Source organism: Rhizobium sp. N122, assembly GCF_002211295.1.
Classification (GTDB): Bacteria; Pseudomonadota; Alphaproteobacteria; order Rhizobiales; family Rhizobiaceae; genus Rhizobium.
The window spans coordinates 152,745-174,440 of sequence record NZ_LOKU01000003.1 but is presented as its reverse complement, the minus strand read 5'-3'; the positions used below and the strand labels follow the sequence as shown (position 1 = coordinate 174,440).

General features: G+C 62.8%; 24 protein-coding genes. 1 reads left to right on the top strand and 23 read right to left on the bottom strand.

All coding sequences use genetic code 11. From position 1 onward, the window contains the following. Positions 1-21: 21 nt before the first annotated feature. The 6 genes from ATY75_RS03730 to ATY75_RS03705 form a co-directional block, all read right to left on the bottom strand. Entirely contained in the window at positions 22-327 is a 306-nt protein-coding gene (locus ATY75_RS03730) for a hypothetical protein (protein ID WP_064839834.1), read from the bottom strand. Between the two features lie 153 nt (positions 328-480). Further along, entirely contained in the window at positions 481-903 is a 423-nt protein-coding gene (locus tag ATY75_RS03725) for a secondary thiamine-phosphate synthase enzyme YjbQ (RefSeq protein WP_088936504.1), read from the bottom strand. Positions 904-973: 70 nt separating this feature from the next. Then, the gene (locus ATY75_RS03720) at positions 974-1,327 is read right to left on the bottom strand and encodes a DUF1428 family protein (protein WP_088936503.1); all 354 of its coding nucleotides are present in this window, start codon (positions 1,325-1,327) and stop codon (positions 974-976) included. A gap of 84 nt (positions 1,328-1,411) precedes the next feature. Beyond that, on the bottom strand, positions 1,412-2,083 hold the full coding sequence (locus ATY75_RS03715) for a DUF922 domain-containing protein (RefSeq protein WP_088936502.1): 672 nt from the start codon (positions 2,081-2,083) through the stop codon (positions 1,412-1,414). A 3-nt stretch (positions 2,084-2,086) separates the two neighbouring features. Then, a complete protein-coding gene (locus tag ATY75_RS03710; protein WP_088936501.1) occupies positions 2,087-3,307 on the bottom strand; it encodes an MFS transporter in 1,221 nt (406 codons plus the stop codon). Positions 3,308-3,437: 130 nt separating this feature from the next. Then, entirely contained in the window at positions 3,438-4,157 is a 720-nt protein-coding gene (locus ATY75_RS03705) for a Crp/Fnr family transcriptional regulator (protein WP_088936530.1), read from the bottom strand. Positions 4,158-4,287: 130 nt separating this feature from the next. Here ATY75_RS03705 and ATY75_RS03700 point away from each other — a divergent pair, with 130 nt between their 5' ends. Then, the gene (locus ATY75_RS03700; protein ID WP_088936500.1) at positions 4,288-4,533 is read left to right on the top strand and encodes a hypothetical protein; all 246 of its coding nucleotides are present in this window, start codon (positions 4,288-4,290) and stop codon (positions 4,531-4,533) included. 137 nt (positions 4,534-4,670) lie between these two features. Here ATY75_RS03700 and ATY75_RS03695 read toward each other — a convergent pair whose 3' ends face one another. The 17 genes from ATY75_RS03695 to dnaG all read right to left on the bottom strand — a co-directional run bounded on the left by ATY75_RS03695 (position 4,671) and on the right by dnaG (position 21,295). Beyond that, positions 4,671-4,904 carry a hypothetical protein gene (locus ATY75_RS03695; RefSeq protein WP_003565354.1) on the bottom strand — a complete coding sequence of 78 codons (234 nt, stop codon included), beginning with the start codon at positions 4,902-4,904 and terminating at the stop codon, positions 4,671-4,673. 69 nt (positions 4,905-4,973) lie between these two features. After that, positions 4,974-5,372 carry a DUF427 domain-containing protein gene (locus tag ATY75_RS03690; protein ID WP_064839849.1) on the bottom strand — a complete coding sequence of 133 codons (399 nt, stop codon included), beginning with the start codon at positions 5,370-5,372 and terminating at the stop codon, positions 4,974-4,976. An 82-nt stretch (positions 5,373-5,454) separates the two neighbouring features. Next, on the bottom strand, positions 5,455-6,147 hold the full coding sequence (locus ATY75_RS03685; protein WP_088936499.1) for a phenylalanine--tRNA ligase beta subunit-related protein: 693 nt from the start codon (positions 6,145-6,147) through the stop codon (positions 5,455-5,457). Positions 6,148-6,150: 3 nt separating this feature from the next. After that, positions 6,151-7,050 (bottom strand): DMT family transporter, encoded by a 900-nt coding sequence (locus tag ATY75_RS03680; RefSeq protein ID WP_088936498.1) that lies wholly within the window; start codon positions 7,048-7,050, stop codon positions 6,151-6,153. Positions 7,051-7,557: 507 nt separating this feature from the next. Further along, positions 7,558-8,361: an AraC family transcriptional regulator gene (locus ATY75_RS03675; protein ID WP_088936497.1), complete on the bottom strand. Its 804-nt coding sequence runs from the start codon at positions 8,359-8,361 to the stop codon at positions 7,558-7,560. 53 nt (positions 8,362-8,414) lie between these two features. Continuing rightward, complete coding sequence (locus ATY75_RS03670; protein WP_088936496.1) at positions 8,415-9,200, bottom strand: APH(3')-II family aminoglycoside O-phosphotransferase; 786 nt, start codon at positions 9,198-9,200, stop codon at positions 8,415-8,417. Further along, positions 9,197-9,358: a hypothetical protein gene (locus ATY75_RS34470; protein WP_003565364.1), complete on the bottom strand. Its 162-nt coding sequence runs from the start codon at positions 9,356-9,358 to the stop codon at positions 9,197-9,199. The genes ATY75_RS03670 and ATY75_RS34470 overlap by 4 nt, the downstream gene beginning before the upstream one ends. 105 nt (positions 9,359-9,463) lie before the next feature. Then, positions 9,464-10,564 (bottom strand): DUF930 domain-containing protein, encoded by a 1,101-nt coding sequence (locus tag ATY75_RS03665; RefSeq protein ID WP_088936495.1) that lies wholly within the window; start codon positions 10,562-10,564, stop codon positions 9,464-9,466. A 36-nt stretch (positions 10,565-10,600) separates the two neighbouring features. After that, positions 10,601-11,332 carry a DUF930 domain-containing protein gene (locus ATY75_RS03660; RefSeq protein ID WP_088936494.1) on the bottom strand — a complete coding sequence of 244 codons (732 nt, stop codon included), beginning with the start codon at positions 11,330-11,332 and terminating at the stop codon, positions 10,601-10,603. Positions 11,333-11,504: 172 nt separating this feature from the next. Further along, positions 11,505-11,798 (bottom strand): GYD domain-containing protein, encoded by a 294-nt coding sequence (locus ATY75_RS03655; protein ID WP_064839863.1) that lies wholly within the window; start codon positions 11,796-11,798, stop codon positions 11,505-11,507. 203 nt (positions 11,799-12,001) lie between these two features. Then, positions 12,002-14,059 carry an RNA polymerase sigma factor RpoD gene (rpoD, locus tag ATY75_RS03650; RefSeq protein WP_088936493.1) on the bottom strand — a complete coding sequence of 686 codons (2,058 nt, stop codon included), beginning with the start codon at positions 14,057-14,059 and terminating at the stop codon, positions 12,002-12,004. 89 nt (positions 14,060-14,148) lie between these two features. Then, complete coding sequence (locus ATY75_RS33755) at positions 14,149-14,355, bottom strand: hypothetical protein (protein ID WP_141507380.1); 207 nt, start codon at positions 14,353-14,355, stop codon at positions 14,149-14,151. A gap of 173 nt (positions 14,356-14,528) precedes the next feature. Continuing rightward, entirely contained in the window at positions 14,529-14,876 is a 348-nt protein-coding gene (locus tag ATY75_RS03645) for a GFA family protein (protein ID WP_088936492.1), read from the bottom strand. A 10-nt stretch (positions 14,877-14,886) separates the two neighbouring features. Further along, positions 14,887-15,924: an L-threonine 3-dehydrogenase gene (gene tdh / locus ATY75_RS03640; protein ID WP_088936491.1), complete on the bottom strand. Its 1,038-nt coding sequence runs from the start codon at positions 15,922-15,924 to the stop codon at positions 14,887-14,889. A gap of 214 nt (positions 15,925-16,138) precedes the next feature. Beyond that, positions 16,139-17,326 (bottom strand): glycine C-acetyltransferase, encoded by a 1,188-nt coding sequence (locus tag ATY75_RS03635; RefSeq protein WP_088936490.1) that lies wholly within the window; start codon positions 17,324-17,326, stop codon positions 16,139-16,141. A 97-nt stretch (positions 17,327-17,423) separates the two neighbouring features. Then, positions 17,424-19,289 carry a DNA helicase RecQ gene (gene recQ, locus ATY75_RS03630; protein ID WP_065092450.1) on the bottom strand — a complete coding sequence of 622 codons (1,866 nt, stop codon included), beginning with the start codon at positions 19,287-19,289 and terminating at the stop codon, positions 17,424-17,426. After that, on the bottom strand, positions 19,289-21,295 hold the full coding sequence (gene dnaG / locus ATY75_RS03625; protein WP_064839873.1) for a DNA primase: 2,007 nt from the start codon (positions 21,293-21,295) through the stop codon (positions 19,289-19,291). Before dnaG ends, recQ begins: the two co-directional genes overlap by 1 nt. Positions 21,296-21,696 lie beyond the last annotated feature (401 nt).

Below are 21,696 nucleotides of genomic sequence, written 5' to 3'. Positions count from 1 at the left end.
CAGCGCCTGCCGGCGCAGTCCTCAGCGCCGGATCAGCGGGCAGCCGCGGACATTAGCGAAGACCATTCTATCCCAGCCGCGGTGGTCGCGGCCGGAAACGACGACGACGCGCGGCGACATGCGGGTGATCTGGGCTCTGCGCAGACCGAAATCGCGCGCCTTGCGCACGGCATGCATCGGCGAACAGCCGCGGATCGGCCGGTGATATTGCGCCTCGACGACGAAATTCGTCTGCGGCCCAGCGGCTGCCGCGGTGGTAACCGTGGCCGGGACGGTGCAGAGGGCGAGCAATGCGGCAAGCGAGGCCTTGGCGAGGAAATGTGTCATGGGGCGTCTCCGTCGATTGGTCTTATTTCTACGCATGTCGTTATTGCGCGACATGCTTGGGTTCTCCCTTAGGGATTGCCTCGACAGTAAACGCTGCAAACTGAATGGCGTTCGAACCGACCATTCACTTCTCATTCACAAGGATTAATCCTTTCACGGGCCGAGATGCAGCACTATTTCCCGGCGGTGCGGCCGGTCGCGATGCTCGAAGAGATAGAGGCCCTGCCAGGTGCCGAGCATCAGCCGGCTGCGCGCGACGGGAATTCCGACCGACACCTGCGTCAGCGCCGCCTTGATATGCGCCGGCATATCATCCGGCCCTTCGGCCCGATGCACGACCCAGCCCATCGCGGGATCGGAGGCCGGCCGCACGAGGCGGCGGAAGAAGGAAAGCAGATCGGTTTGCACGTCGGGATCGGCATTTTCCTGGATCAGCAGCGAGCAGGACGTGTGGCGCACGAAGACGGTGAGAAGCCCCTCCTCCCGTCCCGAAGCGCTGACGAAGGCGTCTGCCTGATCGGTGAATTCGTAAAGGCCCTGTCCGCGTGTGGACAGAGTCAGGATCGTCTGTGGCAAGGCGCTCTCCCGTCTCGGAATCTGATCGCCGCGAGGTGGCGCGTCATAACAGGCAAGTCAATGCTTGGGTTCAGAGTTTGATCAGCGTCTCGAAGCCGCCATAGATCATCCGCTTGCCGTCGAACGGCATCTGCCATTGGTCGCCCTCGAGCCTCGGATCCGCCATCACTTTGGCGTTGATATCGTCGCGCTCCTGCCGCGACCGGTAGACGATCCAGGCAAACACCACCACCTCATCCTCCTTCGCCTGCACGGCGCGGGGAAAGGAGGTCAGCTCGCCATAGGGCACGTCGTCGCCGATGCATTCGACATATTCGAGCGCCCCATATTCCTTCCAGATCGTGCCGGCGAAGGTCGAGAACCTCTTATAGGCCTCGACATTCTCCTTCGGCACCGCCACGATGAAACCGTCGACATAAGACATGACACCTTCTCCACATTCTCGCGCTGACGGGAGAGATAGGAGCGCGCCCGGGCAGGTCCAGGGATGCGGCGCCGGCAGCGGCAATCACGGCCCATTGACCAGCTTGAGGATGAGCTGCTGGATATTGCCGCCGTCGCCCATTTCGATCTTGTCGAAGTCGCGGCCGCGCTGGCGCTGCCTGTCGGAAATCTCGCCGAGGCGGCGCGTCAGTTCGATGCGGATCTTCTTGCAATCCGGGTCGTCGGCAACGGTGAGGCCGACGCTCATCACCTCGATTTCCTTGACCATCTCCTTGATGGTCTCGCCATGCACCCGCTCATGCGCCTGCACGCCGGCGACGAAGCTCTCCCAGCTGCCACCGACGGCCGGGGGCAGCGCAGCCGAGGGTTTCGGCAGCGTATAGGTGATGATGAGCTTCGGCCGGTTGGTGGTGATGACGCAGGCATGGCCCTGCGTTTCGTATTTGCGGGTCCAGGTCAGCTTGAAGGTCGTATGCGCGATCACCCGGCCAGTGGGCCCGGCCTTCGGGCCCCGCGCCCCGATCGATTCGTAGAGCTCCGCACCGGTCGTTCCGGATATCGAATAGGGTCGCACCTCTTCCACCGCCTGCCAATCGGCCGATGCCACCGCCGGCGCCGAGGCGAAAACCGCCGCCAGCAGATAGGATAGAAAGGTTTTCGTCACGCGCCGCCCCGCCGAATAATGATTTGCGCGGACCCTAACGGGAGCCGCCGCCGCTTTCAACGCATCAGGCATGCATCAGCCCTGCAGCGTCTTGACCTTGGTGAGATCGGGAAAGAGCCGCATCCACAGCAACACGACGATCACAGTGCCGAGCCCGCCGACAATGCCGGTGGCGACGGGGCCAAGCGCTGCGGCCATCATGCCGGATTCGAATTCGCCGAGCTGGTTCGAGGTGCCGATGAACAGCGAGTTGACGGCGCTGACACGGCCGCGCATCTCATCCGGCGTCAGCAACTGCACCAGCGAGCTGCGCACGACGACGCTGACCGTATCCGACCCACCGACGACGAACAGGGCGACGACGGAAAGCACGATATTGGTGGAGAGCGCAAAAACGATGGTGGCGAGGCCGAACACGGCGACGGCGGCGAGCATCTTGCGCCCGACATTGCTTTCGAGCGGCCGGCGGGCAAGCACGATCGACATGGCGAGCGCGCCGATTGCCGGCGCGGCGCGCAGGAAGCCCAGTCCCCACGGACCGGCATGCAGGATATCGCGGGCAAACATCGGCAGCAGCGCGGTGGCGCCGCCGAGCAGCACCGCGAAGAGATCGAGCGAGATGGTGCCGAGCATCACCGGGCGGCTGCGAATGAAGGAGACGCCGGCAAAGACCGAGGCGAGTGTCACCGGCTCGCGCTTGCCGGGCGCCCATTGCAGGCGGATCGAGATGACGTTGAAGCTCGCGACGGCAAAAAACAGCGCCGACACGGCGAAGGGCGCCACCGGGTTCAGCCCGTAGAGCAGGCCGCCGAGCGAGGGGCCGATGATCAGCGCTGTCTGCATCAGCGAGGTGGAGGTGGCGACCGCCTTCTGCAGCATCGAGGCGGGCACGATATTCGGCAGCAGCGCCGCCATGGTCGGCCGCTCGAAGGCGACGACGGCGCCGAGCACGGTGACGGCGGCGAGGATGCCTGAAGGCGTCAGCCATTGCTGCCAGGTGGCAACCGCCAGCACCAGCGCCGTCACCGCCTCGATCAACTGGCAGATGAGGCCGATGCGCCGCCGGTCGAAGCGATCGGCGACATGGCCGACGACGAAGGTCAGCGCCGCCATCGGCAGGAACTGGCAGAGGCCGACGAGGCCGAGCGCAAAGGCGCTGTGCGTCTGGTCGTAGATCATCCAGCCCATAGCGATGCCGATCGACTGGAAGGCAAGCGAGGAAAAGACGCGGGAGGCAGCGAAGTTCAGATAGCCGGGGTGGCGAAGAACGCTCCGCGGGCCTTGGGATATGTCCATTGCGATGTCACCGGCCGGCGATGGGAGGCTGCGGCCTTCAGGAGGTTTTCGTGGATGTCGGAACGGTGTTCTGCTCCGATGAGCGATTTGTCAATTGCAACGTGCGGACATGACGTCGCGAAGGCCGGCATCAGCGCGGCTCCTTGACGATGTTCAGATAGGCGGGGTCGAATTCGGCGATTTCCTGCAGGCGCTCCCAGTCGACGATGGTGATCGTCCGGTTCTCCCAGGTGAAGACCCCCTCGCGCCTCAGCGCCTGCAGCGTCTTGTTCAGATGGACGACGGAAACGCCGAGCACGTCGGCCATCTCGATCTGCGTCAAGGGAAACTGGAAGCTTTCGCCCCGCGTCCGCTTGACGACCTGCAGCCGCACGAAAAGCTCGCAGACGAGATGGGCGATATGGGCGCGTTTGGACCGCCGGCCCATGGCGACGATCCACTCCCGGTGAATGGCGCCATCGACCAGCGTATCGAGCCAGAGCAGCCGGGTCAGATGCGGCATGCGCTCGGTGATCGCCCTGAGATCGGCATGATCGGCGAAGGCGACGTGGCAGGCCGACAGCGCGACGATGCCGTGATCCATCTTCTTGACGGGAAAGGCGTGCAGGTCGACGAAATCGCCGGCGACATGCAGCGCGGTGATCTGGCGGCTGCCATCGGCCATCACCTTGTAGCGTGCCGCAAAACCATCGATGAGCAGCGTGCTGTAGGGCGGCCGGCTGCCTTCGAGGACGATATCCTCTCCGGCAGCGAAGTGCCGGTCCTTGACCAGGATCGACCGGAGGAGATTCTCCTCTTCCGCCGATAGCACATCGCGGCTTCCGAGGTTGAGCAGCAGGGCTTCAATCACGGGCTTGTCCGCCGATAGCATAAGAAGGTGATCATGATGATGCGACCTGTATTTTCTATAAGAATCAATGCCTGGCCCCGGGAACAATTGTCTTCATCTGTAATTTCCCCCTGCGACGACAGGAAAAAACATGGCTCGCTACTTTTTCGATCTGCATAACGGCGAAGGCCCGACCCGCGATGAGCACGGCACCGAGCTCCGATCGCGCGCGGACATTCCCAAAGAGGTGACCCGCATCCTGCTGGATGTGGCCCGTGACGAACTGCCGGCGGGCGACCGCGCCATCATCGCCGTCACCGTGCGCGACGAAAGCGGCGATCCGGTCACGGTTGCCAGCCTCGTCTTCAACAATGAATGGCTCGACGTCCTGCGGTAGCGGCCGCCGCGAGGCGGCTTTGGCTCTTTGTTTACATGTCGCAGCATGCATTAGGGCCCGCCTTCATAGCCGGCAATTAAATTTGACATAGTCGCGCCATTGCTCCGATTGTCGGAGGGGCGCCATGCCGGCCACGGCTACTTGGCTATTTCCTCGAGAATCAGCCGGATTTCCGCAAGCGGCCGCCGGCTTTCGTCGAAGAGTTCCACCGACAGCATGTTCAACGGTTCCGCCGGCAGGCCTTCAGCTGCCATCTCCGCAAGCACGCGCCGCGCCTCGGCTTTCGCGGCCTCGATGGAGGCGAATTCATATCCGGTCTCGGTCGCCCCGACGCCATCACGATCGAGGAGCTGAAAGTAGAATTTCGGCACGACACATCCCCCGCTAGACCAATTCAACGATCCCGCAGGCAACATGTTCCACCGGAAGACGCAGCGTCGTCAGAAGGTGCCGGCCTCCGGCGAGGCCATTTCCTCGATGGCGTCGACGCGATCGGGATAGAAGGCGAGATGGTCCTTGATGGTGCTGACGGCGGCATTCGGCGCTTCGTAGGTCCAGACGGCGTTCTTCGAGCGCTCGCCGCCGGCAATGATGCTGTAATAGGCAGCGTCCCCCTTATAGGGACAATGGCTGGCATGGTCGGTGCGCTGAAGCTGCGCCATATCGACATCCCGACGCGGAATATACTGCACCGGCGGATAGGAGGCCTCGCGCAGCGTCAGCGCATCGTGGCTATCGGCAATCACCTTGCCGCCGAGCGTGACGACGACGCGGCAGGGATTGTGCTCGATGGTGATCGGATGGTCGGGCCCGGGGATCTTGATCGATCTGTCTGACATGCGCTTCGCCTCCAGGAAATATCGATGCCGTGGAGATAGGGCGGGCATGCGGCCGGCCCAAGCCCTTTCCTGATGACAGGCGTTAGAATTCGAAACCAGGTGATCCAAAGCTCAGCATCGCCGTTTTCGGCGTCGCCGGCCAGTGAGCTCCAAGCGCATCCGCGAGCGTTTCGATCAGCCTGGCGATATCCTCGCTGGCGCAAACATGCAGGGCCTCGGCAACGATCAGCGCCGAGCGCGTCGTCGGCCGCACCGCCGAAAGCCCGCTCTGCCGGTTTGTCCAGCGCCGCGCATGCGCCCGCCCCGCGCCGTCTGAAAAGATCACCTCGTCCGGGTCCGGATGTTCGATTTCGCCGCCGAAGGTCAAATAGGTCTCCTGCCCCTTCGCCCGCCGGACTTCGAGATCGCCTATGATTTTTTCGGTGTCGAAGATGGCAATCGGAATGGCGAAGGCGAGCGAAATCGCGTTGCAGAGATCGACGAGCGGATGCAGGCGCGGCAGGCCATGGTCCTGGCGGAAGCGGCGCAGCAGCGCCTCGGAGGCGGAGCGATATTGCGTCGGCTTCAGTCCCATGCGGGAAAAGCCGCGCCGCCACGCCTGGATTTCGGGAAACTCGCTCTCCTGCGCTGCGGCCAGCCGGGCCTCGGCAATGGCGCTGAAGCGCGCAATCGCCGTCTCGACCGCGGCATCCGCATGGATCGCGTCCACATGAAGCGCCCCGGCGCGAAGCTCCGGAAACGCTTGCCATATCGCATCGGCATGACGGAACTGCATGGCCTATCTCCCTCCGGATATAGTCATCGCCTCCCGGCTGCCGGCAGCAGCAAGCCCGAGCACGGCCGCCAAGACGCAGGCGATGCCGGCGACCTGGTTGAGCCCGATCGGTTCGCCGAGGATCAGGAAAGCCAGCATGACGGCGGAAACCGGAGCGACCGCGGTGAAGAGCGCGGCCTCCGTGCCGCTCACCCTCGCCGCCCCCGCATACCAGAGCAGGAAGCCGGCGACCGTCGGCACCAGCGCATAATAGGCGACGGCAACGGCGGCGCCTGTCGATATATCCTGTGCGAAAGGCGCCTCGAATACCGCCGGGATGACGGCGACGACGAAGCCGATCCCGGCCATCAGCGTCGACTGGGCAAGCGGCGGAATGTCCGTCTTCAGCTTCTTGTTCAGCAGGATGAACAGCCCCTCGCAGATAACGGCACCGAAGATCAGCCCATTGCCGGCGAGCGACCCGCCGGCCGCGTCCGGGGTGACGGCGATCGAAAGCACGCCCGCCGTCGCCAGCGCCACGGCAACAAGCAAAGCAGGCTTCGGCCTTTCGCGAAGCAGCAGAATGGAAATGGCAGCCGACACCACCGGCAGCGTGCCGATGACCACGCCGGCATCGGCCGCAGAGGTCAAGCCGAGGCCGGAAATCAGCAGCGTCGTATAACCAACGCTGCCGGCGCCGGCCTGAATGGCGAGGATCAGGCGGTCATGCCTGGAGAGCTTCGGCAGCCGCACGCCGGTTGCCCGCATCAGCACCAGCAAGACGGGAAAGGCCAGCGCGAAGCGCAATGCGGTGGCGGCAAACGGCGGCAGGCCGGAGGCGATGAGCTTGCTGGCGATGACGGTGCTTCCGACCGTCAGCATGGCCAGCGCCAGATAGAGATAACCTTGAACCTGCCTCGACATTCCGCGCCTCCTGTTGGACGCGCCGAGGAAACAGCAGGGAGTTCTCGCGGTCTTGAACGAAATTGCAGGGTATAAACAAAGAACCAAAGCGCGGCGGGTGGGTCGGCTCTCACGGCTGCGGGGCACAAGGATGATGCCGGAGAGAGGGTGCGGCATCCTCCAATCTCCCTCATCCTGAGGCGCGCAGGCCAAAGGCCGGAGCCTCGAAGGACACGCTCGGCGCTGCGCCTTGCATCCATCAACCGCCAGCGCACCCGCCTCGTCCTTCGAGGCCCCTGCGGGGCACCTCAGGATGAGGCTCTCTTGGGCGTCGAGCCCAAATCCTCTCCTGTTTTCGATGAAGGTGAGGAGCAGCCATTTCGCCCGCTTATCAGAAGCACGGCACCCACGATCAGCCCTTATCCTGAGGTGTGCAGGCCGCAGGCCGGAGCCTCGAAGGACGAGGGCGGGTGGCTGGCCTGGGTCATGGATCGGATTCCGCCCGCGTGACGAAGCGACCGGCACCGCTCAGAGAAAGGCGCCGGCATAGAGCCGCGGCGACAGACCGTATTTGCGGACGAAGACGCGTGTCATATGGCTCTGGTCGGCAAAGCCGCTGGCGAAGGCCGCCTCCGCAAGCGGCATGCCCTGAGCGATCAGCCGCCGGGCGATATGGATGCGGGCCTGGACGAGATAGGCATGCGGCGTCAGTCCCGTCGCCCTGGCAAAACCGCGCAGCACCTGGAAGCGGCTGAGCCCGCTTTCCCGCGAGAGATCGGCGAGCGAGACGGCGGCAAGCGGATCGTCGTCGATCAGATCCCGGGCCGCGCGGATCGACGCCGGCACCGGCGGCCGCTCGTCGCTGCCGGCGCGCTCGCGCATGACATCGGCGACAAGCTGCAGCAGCAGTTGCTCGCGCAGCATCCCATCCGTCTTGGCCTCGGTCACCGCGCCAAACAACGTTTCGAAGCGGGCAGCGATCGCCCTGTTGCGGATGACCGGATGCGGGATTTCCGATCGCCCTGCCCCGCCGCTGCCGATCTCTCGCGACAGGCCGGCGACGATCTCGGGATCGAAATAGAGAATGCGCCACGACCGCCGCTGGCCGATCGGCGCACCGTCATGCACCTCGTTCGGATTGACCGTGATGATATCGCCGGCCACAGCCTCCACCATGCCGCGGCCGCTCAGCGATTTCTGCGCCCCCGATGAGACGAGGCCGATGCCGAACTGCTCATGCGTGTGCCGGGAAAAACTGTGATGCGTTTCTGCTTCCACCGCTTCGACGCCCGCCAGCGCCGAGCGCAGCATCCTGAACTGGTTCTTCGCCATCGTCTGTCCGCAGGTTCGATTGCGGCCACTGTGCCAGCCGGATGGAGCAATGGCTAGAAGAACTCGTCGAGCAACTGGAAATAATGGAGCGTAGCCGGATCCGGCTTCGTCATCCCGTAACGATCGAGGAAGGGCCGCACCAGCGCCTCGCCGAAATTATAGGTGATGCTGCGGCAGGCGAGCGCGATATCCTGATAGCGGTCGGCGACGCCGAGCCGGCTGCAATCGATATAGCCGGAGAACCCCTCTGCCGAGGCGATGAAATTCGGCAGGCAGGCATCGCCATGGGTGACGACGAGATCCTCGCGGCCCGGCCTTCGGCTTTCGAGCTCGGCAAACAAGGCTTCGGCACTTTTGCCAAGCCGCGTCTCGTCGAAATCGGTCTCGTCGACGATGCCGGCCTGCATCCGCGCTTTGGCCGCGGCAATGCGGTTCTCCAGCCGGTGGTCGAAGGGGCAGGCGGAAATCGGCAGGTCATGGAGACGGGAAAGCGCTGCCGCCAGCAGTTCGACCCGCGCCAGCGGCGTCAGCGCCGAGGCGCTGGCGAGATCATTGCCCGGCAGCGCGCCGATCAGCAGCCAGTTGTGCCCGCCGTCGCTGTCCCGGGCGATCACCTCGGGACACGGCAGGCCGGCGGTCTTCAGCCAGCCGAGCCGGGCGGCTTCATCGGCAAGCTCGCCGAACGGCCCCGCCGTCTCGACCTTCAGATAGAGCGCCGGCAAGCCCTCGCCTTCCAGCCGAAAGACGCTCGCGGTAGAACGGCCGAGCGTATCGCGTTCGAACCGGTAGCCGGACAGCCGCTCGGCAAGCGCTGCCGGCAATGTTTTGGAAAATGTCAATGCAGCGTTTCGGCGGGCGCGGCTTCGAGCAGAATCTCGAACGCCTCTTCCAGAGCCGCCACCAGAATATCGGTCAGCTCGTCGCCCTTGTGTTCCAGGAACAGCGCGCTCACGGCCTCATCCTGACGCTCAAGAAAACGCTCGATCTCGTTCGACATATCATTGTCCTCTTCTTCACCGTACCATCACGGCCATGGTGAGAGGCTAGAGGCGGTTGCTTGCGTGTGGCTGGTTGCCGGCGAGACGCGATCCCATCGCGAGGACTAGTCACGAATATCGTATTTCGCATACTGACTGCGAGGGATCAATCCGCCGACTTCGTGGGCAAATGACACGACTTTCGTCGCTCCCTCATCCAACTCGCACCTGAAACGAACGTGGTACCAGCCCTTGGCTGTGCTAAAGGCCGCATCGTCCACGTTCAGAATGCTGCCGGCTCGCAACCCAAAACTGGGCAATGAGATGGGGAAAAAACGCGGCGAACCGTGAACGAGCTGGGCCTGCAGCTCGGTGGCGCAAAGTGTGGCCACTCGATTTTTACGTGGAAGGCCATTGATCGCAGTTTGCGCAACCGAACTGCCATCGTCTGTCTGTGAAAACAGCGTTTTTGCCTTGGGTAGATCGCTGTTTTTAGCAGTCGTTTTAGGCGTCTCGGCGGTCTTTTCTTCAGGCGGTTTGGCCTGCTCGATGGTCGTATTGGTTTCGCCAGACACGTCTGTCGGCGGCCCATTACGCTCCGGGGAAACGTCTGCCGTCGCAACCTCAGGCAGCTTCACATCATCTGGCAATGGTTTTGATGGAGGCTCCTCAGTTTTAGGCCTATCGGCCGCCGCCTTTGTCGGCACCTGCTCCGGTTCGGAATTCTGCGGCGGCGGAGTTGCCGCAGGTTTGGCTTCACCTTGCGAGGAATTTCCTGCCAGCGATTTTTCGGGGCCGCTATTCTTATCGCCGAACTCGATGACGGGGCGCAGGGTCGGCATCGGCTTCGATTGCGCGGGAGCTTTCTTAGCCGTCGGTGGCGGCGGAGGAGGAGGCGGTGGCAAGGGAGGCGGTTGCTTCTTTGCCTGTTCCGGCGGCTTCGGCTCCGGTGGTTTTTTCTCGGGCTTGGGCTCCGGTTTCTTCTCCTCCGGCGGCGGGACGAGCTCGACCTTCACGCTCTCGTCTTCGGCAGGTTTCGGCTCGATCTTCGGCAGCCCAAAGATCAGGAGCGCGACAAGGGGGACATGCAGAAGCACGGACGCACCGATGCCCCAGCGGATTTCAGGCCGCTGTTTTCCCGTTTCGTGCTGCGTTTCCGCCGGTGCCACGTCTTCTTCTGTCACAGCAGCGATGTGGCCTTTAAAACCGGCAGCATCAAGCCACAAAAGAAAAAAACCACGTGATCGCCGCAGCGATGGGCGTCATTGGTCGGCGGCCCCGTCATCGGCCACTAGATCATGCGCCTGCCATTCAGCCTGCGGAATGGCATCGCCGACGAGGAAGGCGAAGGAGGTGACCTTGCCGGAGCCGGCATCGAGCCCGCATTTGAACTGGATGTTGTACCATGCCCTGTGGCTGCGCAACGCGCCGCCCCTCACCTCGACGCTGTTGCCGCTGATTTTCTCCGGCGCCATGGCATAGGGGGCGAGCAGATCGGGCCGCATATCCGGCCGCGCCCGGCGGACCTGCTCCAGCGCCTCGAGGTCGCAAAGCTGCAGATTGCGCTCGCTGCCGGCAAGGCCGCGCAGCGCTTCGCGAGCGCGCCGGCTGCGCGGATCGGCCAGCACCTTGTCGGAAAACAGCCGGCTTGCCGCGACGAATTCGGTGGGCTTCGGCGCCGGCGGCGCGGTCGGCGTCACGGACGGCATTGCCGCAGCCGGCGCATTGTTGGCAACCGGCCTTTCGGCTTGCGGCGCTGCGGCTTCGGCTTTTGCCGGCTCCGGCGATGGCGCCCTGACCGGCTCGGGCCTTGTCAGCGGCCCCACCGGCTGCGGAACGATCTCCACCGAGAGACCGTCATCGGGCAATAGCATCGGCGGCTCGGCCTTCGGCCACAGCAGCAGGAGAAGGAGGATCGCCGCGGCATGCAGGCCAAAGGACACAGCAGCCCCGCGCCCGATTCCCCCATCCCATTTGCCTGCCGCCAGTTCCATCGGTCAGGAAGCGGCTGTCGCGCGATCGGCGGAGATCATGAAAAGCGCTTTCATCATGGAGCTTGCCGAAAATCGGGCCGGGAGCCCTGCCGCGGAAATTGAAGCACGGCGCGAACACTGCCAGCACAGCCGAAGCCATGCAACAGGTAAAATACGCAATCTATAATTGCATTCAGCCGAGCGAACCGATGAGATCCCGATAGGCCGCTTCCGGAAAGGCCTTCAGCGTCTCGGTCCGGACATTGCCGCCCATGGCCAGCGACAGCGTAAAATGCGCCATCACCGCGTCGTCGGGCGCCTCGCAGACGGCAACCATGTCATGCCCGCCCATCGTCAGAAAGAACTGGTTGAACGAGCCGCCGACACCGGCGAGCAGTTTCTTCGCCGCGTCCAGCCTCTTTGTCGAGTCGCGAACATTGCGGATGCCCTGATCCGTCCAATCGATCAAAAGGATGTAAGTGGTCATGTCGCACCTCCTGACGGAGGATCGGCCGACAGGTACACATCGACCTCGCTCGCGCGTCGCGATCGATCCCTTCCCCCGTGGGCCGGATTATAGTCCTGTCACCAGGGAGGGACAAGAAAGCCGCCGCGATCATTGGTACTAATTACAGCAAAGCAAAAGCCGGGCGCAGGGCCCGGCTTTTCCAATCAGAACGGCGTCGAAACTCAGCTGTCGAGGAACGAGCGCAGCTTCCGGGAGCGGCTCGGATGCTTCAGCTTGCGCAGCGCCTTCGCCTCGATCTGGCGGATACGTTCGCGGGTGACCGAGAACTGCTGGCCAACCTCTTCGAGCGTATGGTCGGTGTTCATGCCGATGCCGAAGCGCATGCGCAGGACACGTTCCTCGCGCGGCGTCAGCGAGGCGAGAACCCGGGTCGTCGTCTCGCGCAGGTTCGCCTGGATGGCCGCGTCGATCGGCAGCAGGGCGTTCTTGTCCTCGATGAAATCGCCGAGATGCGAATCCTCTTCGTCGCCCACCGGGGTTTCGAGCGAGATCGGCTCCTTGGCGATCTTCAGGACCTTGCGGACCTTTTCGAGCGGCATGGCGAGCTTTTCGGCCAGTTCTTCCGGCGTCGGCTCGCGGCCGATTTCATGCAGCATCTGGCGCGAGGTGCGGACGATCTTGTTGATCGTCTCGATCATGTGCACCGGAATGCGGATCGTGCGGGCCTGGTCGGCGATCGAACGGGTGATCGCCTGACGGATCCACCATGTCGCATAGGTCGAGAACTTGTAGCCGCGACGGTATTCGAACTTGTCGACCGCCTTCATCAGGCCGATATTGCCTTCCTGAATGAGGTCGAGGAACTGCAGCCCGCGGTTCGTGTATTTCTTGGCGATGGAAATGACGAGGCGAAGGTTCGCTTCGACCATTTCCTTCTTGGCGATGCGCGCCTCGCGCTCGCCCTTCTGCACCATGTGCACGATGCGGCGGAATTCCGAAATCGAAATGCCGGTCTCGGTCGCCAGATTCTGGATCTCCTGGCGGATGTCGCGGATCGTCGTGTTTTCGCCGCGGGCGAATTCCTTCCAGCCGCGGGCGGCCAGATTGCCGATCGACTTCATCCAGTTCGGATCCAACTCGGCGCCCTGATACTGTTCCAGGAAGCTATCGCGCTTGACGCCGTAGGATTCGGCCAGGCGCAGCAGGCGGCCTTCGTTGGAAACGAGGCGCTTGTTGATGTCGTAAAGCTGCTCGACCAGGGCGTCGATGCGGTTCTGGTTCAAGGACAGCGATTTGACGGCCTTGATCAGCTCGTCCTTGAGCTCCTTGTAGCGGCGCTCCTGGGCTGAAGACAGCGTGCCGGATGCCGACAGGCGCTGCTCGACCTGCTGGTCCTGCAGCTTGCGCAGCTTCTTGTAGGTCTCGGCGATCGTATCGAGCGTCTCCATCACCTGCGGGCGAAGCTCGGCTTCCATCGCCGCCAGCGAAAGGTTGGATTCGTCCTCGTCCTCTTCCTCCTCCTCGGGAGGCAGGCCCTCGCCGCCGACATCGGTGATGTCGTCGTCGCCGGAGCGGGCGCGGCGGGTCTTTTCCTTTTCCTCGGCAGCCTTGCGGTCGGCCTCGATCTTCTCGGGGCTCTGGAACTGCGGCGCAGCCTTGGCTTCAGGACCGGAATAGGTGGTTTCGAGATCGATGATCTCGCGCAGCAGCGTCGTGCCTTCGTTGAGTTCGTCGCGCCAGATGATGATCGCCTGGAAGGTCAGCGGGCTCTCGCAGAGGCCAGCGATCATCGTTTCGCGGCCGGCCTCGATGCGCTTGGCGATGGCGATTTCGCCCTCGCGGGAAAGAAGCTCCACCGAGCCCATCTCGCGCAGGTACATGCGCACCGGGTCATCGGTGCGGTCGGTCGGCTCTTTTTTCTTGGCGGTTGCGAGCGCGGTGCCGCTCGAAGGCGCGAGTTCGCCGCCTTCGCTCTCCTCGTCGCCGCCGGCGTCGTCGTCATCGCCGCCGCCGGAAGCACCGGCTTCCTCGGCTTCTTCATCCTCGATGACGTTGATGCCCATGTCCGACAGCATCGACATCGTGTCTTCGATCTGCTCGGACGTCACTTCCTCAGACGGCAGGACAGCGTTCAGCTCATCCATCGTCACATAGCCGCGCTTCTTGGCGGCCTTGATCATCTTCTTGACCGCGTCGTCGGAAAGATCGAGAAGAGGGCCGTCGCTTGCGCCGTCGCGTTCGACTTCCGCGTCTTCGTTCTCTTTGACCTTGGTTGCCATTTATATCGTCGCCTTCCTGACGCTATCCAATCTCGCTACGGTGAATGGGCCGTCTCAGGGCCTGACGCGTCGCTCGCGCCGCCCTCGAATCACCTTTGCCCACCTAACGGGATGACATTTAAAGCCTGATTAACCACGATCGCCGGCACCGGACAGCAAAGCTTTTTTGCTTTTGGATTTCCGGCCATGGTTGCGCGATCCGCCTTGACCCAGTTCACCGTTTCAACAAGTCGAACGGTGATTCCCACATTTTTTGTTCTCGTCAAGCTTTTCCAGAAAAAAAGCTCACGAATCATCGGAAAAAGCCTTATCCACAGGCTTTGAACCGCGGCAGCGATTGCGAAGCCTTATTTAAGATGCGGCGAACAAAAGACAAGGGCAGCAAGGATTTTGCCCGTAGCGCCGGTTGTTCGCGCCATTTTTGCAGTCCTATCGTTGTTCTGTTCGCCTCTGTCCGGACGAATATTGGCTACTTTGCCTCGCCATCGTAGGCCGTCACCTTCAACGCGCCGAGATCGACCGCGGGAATGCAGCGCAGATTGACCGAGGCCATGGCAGCGCCATTCGGGCCGACCCCTTCGCCGAACGGCGCAATGCCGCAATTGGCGCAGAAGTGATGCCGGATGACATGCCTGTTGAAAGTATAGGTCGAGAGATCCTTTTCGGGCGTCTTCAGCACCAGCTTGTCGCGCGGCACGAAGGCCAGAAGCCCGCCCCGCCGGCGGCAGAGCGAACAGTTGCAGTCCAGCGCTTCGGTGAATTCGCCTTCGACCTCGTAGGCGACCCTGCCGCAATGGCAGCTTCCTTCATAGAGCATGTCTTCCTCCTCACATCCAATCCATCACGACCTTGCCCGAATTGCCCGAGCGCATCGCCTCGAAGCCGTCGCGAAACTCGTCGATCCCGATGCGGTGAGTGATAATCGGCGCAAGGTCAAGGCCGCCCTGGACGAAGGCGATCATCTTGTACCAGGTCTCGAACATCTCGCGGCCATAGATGCCCTTGAGATTGAGCATCTTGAAGATCACCTTGTTCCAGTCGATCTCGAAACCGGCCGGTGCAATGCCGAGAATGGCGATCTTGCCGCCATTGTTCATCTTGTCGATCATATCGCGGAAGGCGGGTGCTGCCCCCGACATCTCGAGCCCGACGTCGAAACCCTCCGTCATGCCGATCGTCTTCATCACGTCGGCCAGATTTTCGCGCGACGCGTCGACGACATGATCGATCCCCAGTTTGCGCGCCAGGTCCAGCCGGTGCGGGTTGATATCGGTGATGACGACCTTGCGGGCGCCCGACCGTTTGGCGACGAGTGCCCCCATGATGCCGATCGGCCCGGCGCCGGTGACCAGCACGTCCTCGCCGACAAGATCGAAGGAGAGTGCGGTGTGCACGGCATTGCCGAACGGATCGAAGATGGCGGCGATCTCATCGGAAATATCTTCCGGGATCGCCACGACATTGCTTTCGGGAATGCAGACGAACTCGCCGAACGAACCCGGCCGGTTGACGCCGACGCCCAGCGTGTTGCGGCAGAGATGCCCCCTGCCCGCCCGGCAGTTGCGGCACTTGCCGCAGACGATATGGCCCTCGCCGGAAACCCGCTCGCCGACATGATAGCGGGTGACCGCCGAACCGATCTCGGCGATCTCGCCGGAGAATTCATGACCGACGACCATCGGCACCGGAATGGTCTTCTGCGCCCACTGGTCCCAGTTCCAGATATGCACGTCGGTGCCGCAGATCGCCGATTTCTTCACCCGGATCAGCACATCGTTCGGCCCGACCTCCGGCACCGGCACATTCTCCATCCAGAGCCCGACTTCGGCTTTCGATTTGACCAGCGCCTTCATCATGTTCGACATATCTTTATCCCTTGGTCAGTGCCTGTTTCGGCCCCTCATCCGCCTGCCGGCACCTTCTCCCCGCAAGCGGGGCGAAGGGGACAAGCGGCGACCTCTCCGTCCCCACCATCCTCTCGCAGGGCACGTCCCCTCGCCCCGTTTACGGGGGTCCGAAGGACGGGTCGAGACCTGTGGCTCGACCCCGGTCGGGCTAGGGTGAGGGGCAGCCTCATTCTCAAATCACACCCAATTCCCGCCCAGCCTCAGCAAAGGCCACAATCGCCCGCTCGACATCCGCCCTGGAATGCGCTGCCGACATCTGCGTGCGGATGCGGGCCTGGCCTTTCGGCACCACCGGGAAGGAGAAGCCGATCACGTAAATGCCCTTCTTCAGCATCAACCCCGCCATGTCCTGGGCAAGATTGGCATCGCCGAGCATGACCGGGATGATCGGATGGCCTTCGCCGGCGAGCGTGAAGCCAAGCTTCGTCATCTCGGTTCGGAAGAGATCGGCATTGTCGGACAGGCGCTTGCGCAAGGCATCGCCATTTTCGATCAGGTCGAACACTTTCAGCGAGGCGGCGGCAATGACCGGCGCCAGCGTGTTCGAGAACAGATAGGGCCGCGAGCGCTGACGCAGCCATTCGACGACCTCGGCTTTCGCCGAAGTATAACCGCCCGAGGCGCCGCCGAGCGCCTTGCCGAGCGTGCCGGTGATGATGTCGATCCGCCCCTCGACGCCGCAATGTTCGGGCGAGCCGCGGCCGTGCCTGCCGACGAAGCCGACCGCATGGCTGTCGTCGACCATGACCATGGCGCCATATTTCTCGGCGAGATCGCAAACGCCGCCCAAATTGGCGATGATGCCGTCCATCGAGAAGACGCCGTCGGTGGCGATCAGCTTGAAACGGCTGCCTTCGGCTTTCTTCAATTCCTCTTCCAGCGCCGACATGTCGTTGTTGGCGTAGCGGAAGCGTTTGGCCTTCGAAAGCCTGACACCGTCGATGATCGAGGCGTGGTTCAGCGCATCCGAGATGATCGCATCCTCTTCGGAAAGCAGCGTTTCGAACAGACCGCCATTGGCATCGAAGCAGGAGGAATAGAGGATCGTGTCTTCCATGCCGAGGAAGGAGGAGATGCGCGCTTCGAGCTGCTTATGCTCTTCCTGCGTGCCGCAGATGAAACGCACCGAGGCCATGCCGTAGCCATAGCGGTCGAGCGCCTGCTTGCCGGCCTCGGCCAGTTCCTCGTTGTCGGCAAGGCCGAGATAATTGTTGGCGCAGAAATTCAGCACCCGCTCGCCGGTCGAAATGGCAATTTCGCCTGCCTGCTTGGAGCTGATCACTCGCTCGGATTTATAGAGGCCGGCATCCTTCAGCGTCGAAATTTCGGCACTGAGATGGGAGAGAAATGGCGAGGTCATGCGCGGCCCTTCCTGATGTTTTTTATAGCTTTCGGGTTAGCATATCGCCATCGGCTTGTCTTGTTCAGCGCTGGGCCGAAGACATCGGTCGGCCCGCTCAGCCGTCCTGGGCCAGGATGATCTCCAGGAACGCATCGCCATAACGCTCGAGCTTCGCCTGGCCGACGCCCGATATGGCAAGCAGCTCCTTGCGGCTCCTCGGCTTCTCCGTGGCAAAGGCGATCAGCGTCGTATCGGGGAAGACGACATAGGGCGGCACGCCGAGCGATTTGGCAATCGCCATGCGCTCGGCCCGCAGCGCCTCGAACAGAGCGCCGTCGGCGCCCGACAGTCCCGATTTGCGCTCGCTGCGCTCCGCCTTCTTCGTGCGCCGTTCGGAGGCCGGCCGGTCCTTGCGGAAGAACACCTGCCGCTCGTGCTTGAAGACAGCGCGCGCCTCCGGCTCCAGCTTCAGTGCCCCGTAAGCCTCGTGATCGACCCGGACCAGCCCCATGGCAAGCAGCTGGCGGTAGACGGATTGCCAGGTGCGCGATGGAATATCCTTGCCGGCGCCGAAAACAGGCATATCGGCATGGCCGAAACGCTCGGTCTTTTCGTTGACATTGCCGACAAGCACGTCGATGACGTGGCCCGCACCGAAACGTTCGCCGGTGCGATAGATCGCGGCGAGCGCCTTGATCGCCGCCTCCGTGCCCTCCCAGGTCTCGACCGGCTTCAGGCAGGTGTCGCAATTGCCGCATTGTCCGGCATGCGCCTCGCCGAAATGTGCAAGAATCGCCTGGCGGCGGCAGGAAGCGGTCTCGCAAATCGCCAGCAAGGCGTTGAGCTTGGCGCGCTCGACCCGCTTGATCTCAGCGGCGGCACCGCCCTCGTCGATCATCCGGCCGCGCTGGATGACATCGGCCATGCCGTAGGCCATCCAGACCTCGGACGGCAGACCGTCGCGGCCGGCGCGCCCCGTCTCCTGGTAATAGGCCTCAACGGAACCCGGCAGGTCGAGATGGGCGACATACCGCACATTCGGTTTGTCGATGCCCATGCCGAAGGCGACGGTGGCGACGAGGCAGAGGTTCTCCTCTTTCAAAAAGGCATCCTGATTGGCGTCGCGAACCGCCCTGTCCATGCCGGCATGGTAGGCAAGCGCACGCACGCCCTGGCCGTTCAGCCATTCTGCCGTATCCTCGACCTTGGCGCGCGACAGGCAATAGACGATGCCGCTGTTTCCCTTGTGGCCGGACAGGAAGCGCAACAGCTGCTGACGCGGCTGGTCGCGCTCGACAATTTCGTAAGCAATGTTCGGACGGTCGAAGCTGGTGGTGAAGATCCGGGCAGCGTCGAGCCCCAGCCGCTCGATGATGTCGTCGCGCGTATGCGGATCGGCGGTCGCCGTCAGCGCCACGCGCGGCACGCCCGGATATTGCTCGCCCAGCTGGCCGAGCGCGCGATATTCCGGGCGGAAATCATGGCCCCACTGCGAGACGCAATGGGCCTCGTCGATGGCAAACAGCGCGATCTTCTCATTGGCGATCAGCTCGCGAAAACCATCAGTGAGGATGCGCTCGGGCGTCACGTAGAGAAGGTCGAGCCGGCCCGCCGAAAGCGCGCGGCGGACCTCGACGAACTCCTCGCGCGACAGCGACGAATTGAGCGCGGCCGCCCGGATGCCGAGCTGCTTCATCGCCTCCACCTGATCGCGCATCAGCGCAATCAGCGGCGAAACGACAATGCCGACGCCGTCACGGCAGAGTGCCGGGATCTGGAAGCACAGCGATTTGCCCGCGCCTGTCGGAAAGAGCACCACGGCATCGCCGCCTGACACCACATGCTCGACCACCTGCTGCTGCTTGCCGCGGAAAGAGGAATAGCCGTAGACCTGCTTGAGAATATCGAGCGGCGCTCGGCCGGCGGAAAACAACGCATCGGAGGCGGAAAAGCCCGGTTCGTTCCGTTCGGTCTGCGGCATCAGTGGTTCGCCGCCCCTTTGACGCGGCCGGAGAGCACGCCGAAGCCGTCGATGATCGCCTCCTGGTTCTCAAGCCGCACACCTTCGAAATGCACTTCCTGTTGCGCCCGCATCAGCTGAACGATTGCCTCGCCGTCGCCGGCTTCGGTCGCCAGCGCAATCTCGCGTTCGAGTTCCATTTTCTGCCGGCGCAGTGCCTTTGCCCGTTTGTGGAAGGCGAGCGCCTGGCGATACCCCTCACGCGCATCCTCCATCGCCGCCTCCTCGGTCGCCGTCCAGAGTCTGGCATTGCGCACCTGCTGGTCGAGGCTCTTGATCAGCGGACCGAAGCCCTCGAATTCCAACCTTTCGGTCAGATATTCGCGCGTCAGATGCGGGCCGGCGACGGCAGCCGCTGCCCCAAGCACAGCCGACCAGAGCTGCTTCAACTCTCGGCTATCATAATCGATCGCGGCGATCTCGTCATAATCGTCGATCATCAGCGACGGATGATTGACGATGGTGAGCGCCAGCACGCTTTCGCGCAGCGCCGTATTGTCCCGGTGGCCGCGCACCGGGCCTGAGCGGGCGAGCCGGTCGGAAATAAGGCTGGGGCTTTTCGGCCCTGCCTTACCCGCATTGTCGCGGCCCGCCCGGTAATTGCCATTGCCATTGAAGCCGCGGCGCTCGCCATTGTTGCGGTTCTGGAACTGAGGCTGGAAGAAGGCGTTCAGCCGGTCGCGAATATCCTGCTGGTAGTGACGGCGCACATTCTCGTCGGCGATGACGGCGACCAGCTGCTTCAGCCGCGCCTCGAGTTCGGCGCGTGCCTCGGGCGTGTCGAACTTGCCGGTATTGATCTCACGGCTCCACAGCATCTCCGACAGCGGCTTTGCCTGGCTCATCACCTTGTCGAAGGGCGCGCGGCCGTCATCGCGCACGAGATCATCCGGGTCCTTGCCATCAGGCAGAAGCGCAAAGCGGACGGAACGGCCGGGCTTCAGATGCGGCAGCGCCAGTTCGGCGGCGCGATTGGCGGCGCGGATGCCGGCGCCGTCACCGTCGAAGCAGAGCACCGGCTGCGGCACCATCTTCCAAAGCAGCTCGAGCTGGTTTTCGGTGAGCGCCGTGCCGAGCGGCGCGACGGCATTCTCGATGCCCGCCTGATAGAGCGCGATCACATCCATATAGCCTTCGACGGCGATGATGGTGCCGCTGGCATTGTCGTCCTGCTGATCGCTACGGCCCGGCCCCTGGATGGCGCGGCGGGCGCGGGCGAAATTATAAAGGACGTTGCCCTTGTGAAAGAGTTCCGTCTCGTTGGAGTTCAGATATTTCGCCGGCGCATCCGATGACATGGCGCGGCCGCCGAAGGCGATCACCTTCTCCCGCGACGAGAGGATCGGGAACATGATGCGGTCGCGGAAACGATCATAGGAAACCGGCACGTTTTCATGAACGACCAGGCCGCAAGCCTCGATCTGTTCTTTCAGCACGCCCTTGCCGGCCAGAAATTCCTTCAGCGCATTGCGGCTGTCAGGGGCATAGCCGAGACGGAAGGTTTCGATAGTGCGCCCGGTCAGCCCGCGGTCGCGCAGATAGGCGCGCGCCCTCGCCCCATTCGCCGTCTGCAATTGATCCTGGAAAAATTGTGTCGCCATCTCCATGACGTCGATCAGCGAGCCGCGTTCCTTCTCGCGCTTCTCCATCACAGGATCGGCAAGCGGCATCGGAACGCCGGCCATATCAGCGATCTGCTGCACCGCCTCGGGAAAGCTCAAGCCCTCCAGCTCGGTAAGGAAGCGGAAATGGTCGCCGGTGACGCCGCAGCCGAAGCAGTGATAGCGGCCCTTCCGGTCCTCGCAGTGGAAGCTCGGCGATTTCTCGCCGTGGAACGGGCAGCAGGCCCAGTAATCGCCGCGTGACACGTTGGTCTTGCGCTTATCCCAACTGACACGGCGCGCAATCACGTTCGAAATCGGAACGCGGTCGCGAATATCATCGAGAAAGGTGTTGGAAAAACGCATTTATACCTCTTGGCCAGCCTCCATATAAGCTGCTTTGCCGCTCCACGCCACGAAACTTGTCATGAAAACCCGCTATTCACAGGCAAGTGCACCCCTCCCCGGTCGCGTCGGTTATCCAATCAAAAACGCGTTATCGCCCCCTGCGACAGGGTGCGACATTATTGTCGTTCAAGCGCTGAAATTCAACCGCGGCAATTGTCTCGGCAAGAGTGGCGATCTCTAATTTCGTCAGATTTAATCGTTTTGAAACAGGTACTTATCTGACGCATCGATGGCGCAGCTTTGTCCCGGCGCTGCCATCCTAGCCTTCGCTTCGAAGCCTCCAAAAACGACGTTTTCGGCAATCATTATTTTTTTGTAATTTGAATAAGCCGCCGCCCCGCAATAGGTTCGATCTCAAC